Source organism: Patescibacteria group bacterium, assembly GCA_018817085.1.
Taxonomy (GTDB): Bacteria; Patescibacteriota; WWE3; order CG2-30-40-12; family CG2-30-40-12; genus CG2-30-40-12.
The window spans coordinates 1-8127 of record JAHIUT010000025.1 but is presented as its reverse complement, the minus strand read 5'-3'; the positions used below and the strand labels follow the sequence as shown (position 1 = coordinate 8127).

General features: G+C 41.3%; 5 protein-coding genes. All 5 read left to right on the top strand.

Annotated features, from left to right (window positions below):
- The first annotated feature begins 37 nt into the window (after positions 1–37).
- The 5 genes from KJ678_01535 to KJ678_01515 all read left to right on the top strand — a co-directional run bounded on the left by KJ678_01535 (position 38) and on the right by KJ678_01515 (position 7868).
- Positions 38–919 carry an RluA family pseudouridine synthase gene (locus KJ678_01535; protein ID MBU1016827.1) on the top strand — a complete coding sequence of 294 codons (882 nt, stop codon included), beginning with the start codon at positions 38–40 and terminating at the stop codon, positions 917–919.
- A gap of 66 nt (positions 920–985) precedes the next feature.
- Positions 986–2704 (top strand): cation:proton antiporter, encoded by a 1719-nt coding sequence (locus KJ678_01530; GenBank protein ID MBU1016826.1) that lies wholly within the window; start codon positions 986–988, stop codon positions 2702–2704.
- A 316-nt stretch (positions 2705–3020) separates the two neighbouring features.
- Positions 3021–4112, top strand: coding sequence for a LytR C-terminal domain-containing protein (locus KJ678_01525; GenBank protein ID MBU1016825.1), 1092 nt, complete (start codon positions 3021–3023; stop codon positions 4110–4112).
- Positions 4113–4380: 268 nt separating this feature from the next.
- A complete protein-coding gene (locus tag KJ678_01520) occupies positions 4381–6906 on the top strand; it encodes a type IV secretion system DNA-binding domain-containing protein (protein MBU1016824.1) in 2526 nt (841 codons plus the stop codon).
- Positions 6907–7052: 146 nt separating this feature from the next.
- On the top strand, positions 7053–7868 hold the full coding sequence (locus KJ678_01515; protein ID MBU1016823.1) for a hypothetical protein: 816 nt from the start codon (positions 7053–7055) through the stop codon (positions 7866–7868).
- Positions 7869–8127: the final 259 nt, after the last annotated feature.

Genomic DNA, 8127 nt, shown 5'->3' with positions numbered 1-8127 from the left:
TTCTCGTTCAGCGCCTCTTTTTTGTTATAATACTCTTATGACTAATCTTACCCCTTTCATAATTTACGAAGATGCGTCCATTCTCGTTATCAATAAACCTTCTGGGCTGGTGGTTAATAGGGCGGACACTGTCCGCGAAAAAACTACGGTGATGGATTGGTTGGAATCTGCCGGTAGGTTTGTGGAGATTCAAAAAGGGACTACCCCGAATCGGGGTAGTCCCTTTTTGCCGACGTCCGAATTTGAGATGCGGGTTGGGGTTGTCCACCGTCTTGATAAAGGCACTTCGGGGGTTATGGTTATTGCTAAAACAAAAGAAGCTTTTGAAAATTTGCAAAAGCAGTTTAAGGAACGCTCTGTCCAAAAGGAGTATTTGGCTTTGGTACACGGGAATTATTATAAGTTGATAAAATCGGAGGGGTTGGATAACTCTGATACATCTGATACATCCGATTTATCTTTTATTGTGGACGCGCCGATTGGCAGAAATCCTAAAAACAGGATGAAATGGGCGGTGGTGGAAGGGGGCAGAAATGCGGTTACAGAGTTTGAAATTCTTGGCGTCATTCCAGCGAAAGCTGGAATCCAGAAACTACATAACATGGATCCCAGCGCGGGGGCTGGGATGACATTTACCTTACTTAGATGTATTCCAAAAACAGGTAGAACGCACCAAATCCGAGTACATTTAGCGGCTGTTAATTGCCCTGTGGTATGTGATAAACTTTATTTAAGTAGAAAAGATTATAAAAGTGATTCAAAATGGTGTCCGCGCATTTTTTTGCACGCGGAGAAAATAGGGTTTAAACATCCGGGGAGTGGGGAAGATGTAGCCTTTGAAGCAGAGTTGTCGGAGGAGTTGAAAGATTTAATCTCAAAACTCAAATGTCAAATGTCAAAGCCATGTGTCAAATTTTAAATCTAAATTTATAAGATTATCAGTTTTTAGATATGGTTTTGAGTTTTGAGTTTTGACATTTCATTAATGCTTGACATTGCCGTCCAACTGTCCATAGTTCTTTTTGCCGCCCTTATTGGGGGGATTTTAGCTCACCGCTTAAAACAGCCTTTGGTGGTAGGGTACCTTATTGCCGGGGTTATTTTAGGCAATGTCTTGTCCAAAAATTTTGTTCAATCCTCGCAGATAGCCTTTTTTGGCGAACTTGGGGTGGCGCTTCTTCTTTTCTCGCTGGGTTTAGAATTCTCCATTAAAAGAATCGCTTCTGTTTATAGGATAGCGGTTTTGGGAGGAGTTTTACAGATTGCTATAAGCTCTCTTTTGGGATATTTTCTTTTAACCCAGTTACTGCATACTTCGCGGGGCGAATCTATTTTTGTGGCTTTGCTTTTGGCGTTTTCTTCCACAGCGGTGGTTGCTAAAATTTTAGCCGAAAGGGGAGCGCTTAATTCTTTGCATGGCGAAATCCTTTTGGGTTGGCTTATTATCCAAGATATTGCGGTTTTGCCGGTAATGGCGTTATTGCCGTTCTTTACCGGGGTAGAGGCTTCTTTCAAAAACATTGCTATAATAGCGCTTAAACCTTTTGTGGTGCTTTATTTAACTTTAATTATTGGGCGAAAAATTGTACCCAAAATATTTATTAAACTTGCCCTCTTGCATAACCGCGAGTTATTGGTTGTTTTAAGTTTTGTGTTTTGTATTCTTTTTTCTTTGGGCGCGCTTAATCTCGGGTTGTCGTTTGCTTTGGGCGCCTTTTTGGCGGGGGTTTGTTTGTCGGCTTCTGGGGTTAACGACGAAGTTTTTATGGAAATAAAATCTATTCGGGACATTTTTGCGGCGGTGTTTTTTGTGGCGTTGGGTTTTTTGGTGGATGTTAATTTTTTGTATTTGCATATTCCTGTTATCCTTATTCTCTCGGCTAGTATTTTGCTTACTAAATTTGCCGTTTCTTTTGGACTTGTTTTGTACGAGGGCTATCATTCCAAAATAGCATTTTTTGTGGGGTTAGGGCTGGTTCAGATTGGGGAGTTTGGTTTTATTCTGGCAAAGATAGGTTTGGATAAGGGGGTTATAAGTTCAAACACTTTTCAGATTATTATTTCTTCGGCGGTTACAACTATAATACTTACCCCGTTTTTGTTTAACAAAGCGGAGGTTTTTTATGAAAAAATAAGAAAGATTGCCAAGACTCGCTTACCAAAAATTTATGCGCGGGTTTTTATACGGCTTGATTCAATGGCGGTTTACGCGCCAAAAGACGAGTTAAAGGAAATGAGTTGCCATACGGTTATTATTGGCTATGGCAGGGTAGGACGCGCGGTTGCTAGGATTTTGGATTTGGCAAAGGCTCCTTATGTGGTGGTGGATTTGAATTATCAGAATTTAAAATATTTAAGAAATAGGGGAACGGCAAATATTTTCGGCGACGCCGAGGACGAGGAAGTCCTAAAGTTGGCTAGGCTTGAAAGGGCAAAGATTTTGGTTATAGCCAAGCCGGGCAAAAACGGGAATGAGCTTATATTAAGGCATGCGCGGAGGATAAAGCCAGATATTAAAATTATTATGCGGGTTCATAGCGAGAACGAGGCGGCGTATTTTGTTATTGAAGGGGTTAAAAATGTGGTGGAACCAGAATTTACCGCAGCAAGGGAAATGGCGAGAAACGCGCTTTCTTTGCTGGGGTTTGAGAAGGATGGTATAGAAGAGCTAATGTGTCAGTTAGCGGAAGAGCATAGGTATTGACTGGTTGGTTAATGAGGAGCTTGCGACGAATTTACCAACCATCAATCCGCCGGCTGGCGGACAAATTTCAAATTATAATTCAGCCCCGTTTTATCCTACTGACAAACGCCCCGACCTGTAGTATAATAGAGACATAATTGGAATTTCCAACCCCCGAGGTTGGTTTTGCAGATAGCTTAGTGGGTATTAAGCGGGAAAAATTCATAGGGGCGCTGACCCCGCCAGCTGGCGGGGTACAGACCCCAAGAGAAATTCACCTTTTTAGAAAAAACTCTTATTGCATAGCAAGCGTGTATACGCTATTATACTTTTAGTTATGCTTGCTCGTTCTGCCAAAAAGTCAAAAAAAATCTCTGCTAAAAGAAAAGAAGGGTTTAGCTGGAAAAAATCTAAAGCCGCGCGAAAGGCGCGAAAGAAAATCCGTTTTCTTTTCTTTGCCGTTTTATCCCTTGTTTTAACAACTCTTTTACTTACCGCATTTTCAATCTACAAATTTGCTAAAGCTCCTTTAATTTCAGCGTCCCTTGGGTCCATAGAAAAAAACGAGGAATGGCAAGGGGAGGACGACCTTAATGTTTTATTTTTAGTGGTGGGGGATATAAACAAAACAACTTCGTCTCTTAAAGGCGCTTATATTTTAAAAATTGTTCCGCAAAGTCAAAATTATTTTATAGTAAACCTCCCAATTTTTGCCGATTGCGACCTTGCCGAAAGATATGGGGAAGGAAGTTTGTCTAAAGCCTTTGTTATTGGCAATGTTCGTCTTACGCAGGAAACGGTGTTTAAACAGCTTGCGGTATATTCCAACTCGTATGTTTTAATTGACGAAAAGGGTATTTCCGAGATTAAAGAAATGTTTGGCGAGGTGGATTTAAAAGATATTAGTAAAAATGTTTCCGCCACAAAACTTTATTTAAACCCCAACTTCCTAAAATTTTTAAAAACCCGCGTTAAATCCAACTTAAGTATGGGCGAGATATTTAGGGTTTTAGGTTTTGTTAGAGGAGAAAATAGCGGCAAAGTTTTTGAAATTAACGAGGAATCATTCAAGGATAGGGAACTTTTTGATGTGTTTTGGAAAAGCTACATATTGCGGGGTATTACGGGGGAGGAAAACGCGCGAATAATGATTTTAAACGGCGCGGAGATAGCGGGGCTTGCTGGGTGGGGGGGCAGGGTAGTTGAAAATAGCGGATTAACTTTGCTGGATGTAGGCAATACCGAAAAAAAGTATGAGAAAAGTTTTTTAGTTTCCGTAGACCCTTTGTCCAAAACCTCGCAGAAACTATCCCGCGTTTTTGGCATAGCGGAAATAAAAGACCGAGACGCTGTGGAGAGCGGAACAGAGCCTTTTTTTCGTGGGGAAGTGGTGGTTATTTTGGGGCTTGACATTGGTAATGTTTTATGAAAGAATACTACTTAAGTCTCTCTCTCCTTTCTAAAAAGTGCCGGGCCAAAATAGCTCGGCGCTTTTGTTTATGGTTGGTTAAAGAGGAGCTACTGCGACGATTTTACCAACCATAAATCCCGACCTAAAGTCGGGATTGGATTGGAGGGGTGGGAAAAATTGCACACCGGGTGTGGGTATGGGGGGATTGAAAACATAAAAATTTTGTATGTGATATAATATGTGATATAATAATAAGATAAAGGATACGAGAGACAGAGGAGTTTTTATGGAGAGAATGTTTTTAATAATTACAGCTTTGCTGGCAGGCGCTGGGGTCGTCTTTGTTGTGGTTAAACTTCTTAAAAAGAAAAATTTTTTATCCTCAAAAATAGAATTTGATAATGTAACTTTGCATATCCGCGTTCCCAAAATGCAGTTTGAAAAACATACCGAACTTCAAGCCGCTCCCTTAGCCGCCGAACAGTTTTTCTCCTCTTTGCATGGACTTTTGCGGGAAGATATTGGCGAGCAGGAACACGCCGCATTTGAAATCTCCGCTACCAAAAACGGCATTGGTTTTTACTGCACCGTTCCCAAACATTTAAGAGGGTTTGTTGAAAGCCAGCTTTACGCCCAATATCCCGACGCGCAAATTACCGAAAGTACAGATTTTGTTAAATCCGAAGTCCCCAAATTTTCTAGAGGCGGGCATTTTATGCTTGCTAAAGATTTAATGTTTCCTATAAAAACTTTTAGGGATTTTGAAGTTGACCCTCTTGCGGCTATAACCAGCGCTTTAAGCAATGTTAATGATAACGAAGAAATCTGGTTGCAGTTTCTAGCTCGCCCTATTCCCGATGGGTGGCAGGAAGATGGGTATGAGTATATTAAAAGAATAACGGAAGGCGCTAAAGAAATAAAACTTTCTTTGCGCGAAATACTAAAAGACGCTTTGAGCGAAATTTTGTCCATCGTTTTTGTGGAAATTCCAAAAAAAATAGTGTCCAACGAACCCCCTCCACCGCCAGCATACAAACCTTTATCGCCCGTGTCGCCAAAACTTTCTGGAGATAAGGAGCTTGAGCTTGAAGCTATTGGAAATAAACTTTCCAAAATGGGGTTTGAGGTGGAAATAAAAATAGCCGCTTTTGCCGATGACACCTTGCGATTAGAAGACATTATTCGCGGAGTTACCGCTTCGTTTAGGCAGTTTTCCACTTCCAGCCTTAACAGTTTAAAAGGCGCCGATTGGACGGATGATAGTAACGACACTATTGATGATTTTAAGAAAAGAACTTTGCATACCAACAAAATGATATTACTAAATACCGAGGAACTCGCTTCCATTTTTCATCTGCCTTCCTCTAAAGTGGATACTCCTAATATCTCCTGGACATTGGCAAGCCGAGGGGAACCCCCTTTAAATCTGCCTACGGAAAACTGCACCTTTTTTGGCACCACTACTTTTAGGGATAAAAAAATTAAGTTTGGCATACGAAACGATAACGCCGACCGCGATCGCCATATGTATTTGGTAGGGAAAACGGGTACGGGAAAATCCACGATTTTTAAGAATATGATAATTCAGGATATGCAAAAAGGGTTTGGCGTTGGGGTTATTGACCCTCACGGCGAATTGGTGGATTTTGTGCTTAATAATGTTCCGGATGACCGTATTGAGGATGTGGTTATTTTTGACCCTTCGGACACGGAATACCCGGTGGGGCTTAATATGCTTGAATGTTCCGACCCGAGCCAGAAAAACCTTATGGCGTCAGGCCTTTTGGGGGCGTTTTCCAAGCAATTTGGATATTCTTGGGGGCCTCGTCTTGAATACCTTTTGAATAACGCTATCTTAACTATGCTTGATGTGCCGGGAACCACTATGCTTGGCATTACTCGTTTGTTTGCCGATAAAAATTATCAGAGCTATATTGTGCACAAGGTAAAAGACCCCATTATTAAAGAGTATTGGAACAAGGAGTTTAAGGATATGAAAGGGAATCAGTCCTTAATTACCGAATCTTTGTCGCCTATACAAAACAAAGTGGGGAGGTTTTTAAGCTCGTCCACGATAAGAAATATACTGGGGCAGAGAAATTCCACCGTTAATTTGCAGGATATTATGAATAATAAAAAGATTTTTTTGGTTAACCTTTCTAAAGGAAAAATTGGAGAGGACAACGCGTACCTTTTGGGTTCACTTTTGGTGTCCCGTCTGTTTTTTGAAGTTGTCCAACGGGTTAATTTGCCGGAGGAGGAACGCCAGCCCTTTTATTTGTATATTGATGAGTTTCAGAATTTTGCTTCGGATTCGTTTGCCGATATTTTGTCCGAGGCTAGAAAATACCGTCTCGTTCTGCATCTCACACACCAATATACGGCGCAGTTGTCGGAGCCTATTCAAAACGCTATTTTTGGCAATGTTGGCACTACAGTAGCCTTAACTTTGGGAGCGCAGGATGCTGCCGTTTTGGCTCCCGAGTTTGCGCCGATATTTGAGGAAAACGACCTTATTACTTTGGAGAAATACCATTTTTATGTGAAGCTTATGATAGACGCGATGACCAGCCCGCCCTTTTCGGGAGCGTCTTTGCCCCCTCCTTCAAAAGAGGAATACACGAATAATAAAGAAAAAGTGGTTGAGGCAAGCAGGCGAAAATTTGGCGCCGCTTCCGCCGATGTTGAGGCGAAAATTAAAGCGTGGATTGAAAGACCGTTTGACCTTGGTATGGCAATTGCCGAGGAACACAGGGAAAAGAAAGCGATGGAAACTCAACAATCTGTAGGTGAAGTTATAATAGAAGGTTAGGTGGAAAGAGGATGTCAAAGCTCAAAACTCAAATCTCAAATCCACATCTAAAAGCCTAAAATCTTAATAGTTAGATTTAAGATTTGACATGTGGTTTTGACATTTGACATTTGAGTTCTAACATTCAAAAAGAGGAGGTGATATTTTTGTCCAATAACAATTTAAGAAATCAAATACAACTTGTAAATCAAGCTATTAACGCTTCTATTAACTCTTTGAATTTAACCAAGCAATTGATACGGGATTTGGAAAAATTGTCCGGGGCAACGGCAACCTCAATGCCCGGAGTAGGCAGAACGGTTAGTGTGCCTGGGATAATTGGAGTTTATGACGGGGAGAATATGGTAACCGAAAAAGGCGACAAATTTCCAGTTCCGCAGAATTACGCGTCCAAATCAGGGCTTGTGTATGGCGATACCTTAAAAAGAATTGAAGAGGGTGGAGGATTGGTGTTTAAGCAAGTGCAAAGAGTAAAAAGGTTAAAAACCCCAGGTGTTTTAGTTAAAAAAGAGGGGCGATGGGTGGCGGTTACAAGCGATGGGAGTTATAAAGTTTTGGATAGAACGGTGGAACATTTTGGTCTAAAGGAAGGCGCTGAGATTTTAGCGGTTGTTCCCGAAAGTAACAAGACAGTTCCTTTTGCGGCGTTGGAGATGCCTGTTAAAGTAAGTGTTAATCTTGCGGGAACTAGTTCCCTGGGAATAAGTTCAAAACCTGCGGAAGCAAAAGAGGAGGAAAAGGAACCTAAAAAAGAAGTGAAAAAGGAAGAAAAAGTTGAAAAAGAGGAAAAGCCCGCGCCTAAAAAAGAGACGGTTAAACCCGCTCCCAAAGCCAAAAGGGCAGAGAAGTTTGAGAAGACAGAGAAATCTGATAAGTCGGAACAAAAGTCTGAAAAAAATACTGAAAAAGAGGAAGCCCCGAAAGCGGAGTCTATGAGCTTAAACGACGATGATTTGAGATAGTATTGGAGGGTCGTCAGTTCTCGAAGACTTTAAAGCAAAAAAAGGAGACTCCTTTGAAAAAGGAGTCTCCCTAGTTAAGAAACCCCCTTGACAAATACCCCGACCTGTAGTATAAGCCCCCTCCTCCTGCCGTTTTGTTTTTTCCAACCCATTGACTAGCCTATAATATTATGGTATAATATATACATGTTGGTTGGTAAGTTAGGAAAGGAGGAATAGTGGAACCTAACTTACGGGGTATGGCGCGAGGCCCCTTAAT

Bases quoted from the DNA above. Each gene is read 5' to 3' on its own strand.
- KJ678_01525 (MBU1016825.1), top strand. From the start codon at position 3,021: ATGCTTGCTCGTTCTGCCAAAAAGTCAAAAAAAATCTCTGCTAAAAGA.
- KJ678_01520 (MBU1016824.1), top strand. From the start codon at position 4,381: ATGGAGAGAATGTTTTTAATAATTACAGCTTTGCTGGCAGGCGCTGGG.
- KJ678_01530 (MBU1016826.1), top strand. From the start codon at position 986: ATGCTTGACATTGCCGTCCAACTGTCCATAGTTCTTTTTGCCGCCCTT.
- KJ678_01535 (MBU1016827.1), top strand. From the start codon at position 38: ATGACTAATCTTACCCCTTTCATAATTTACGAAGATGCGTCCATTCTC.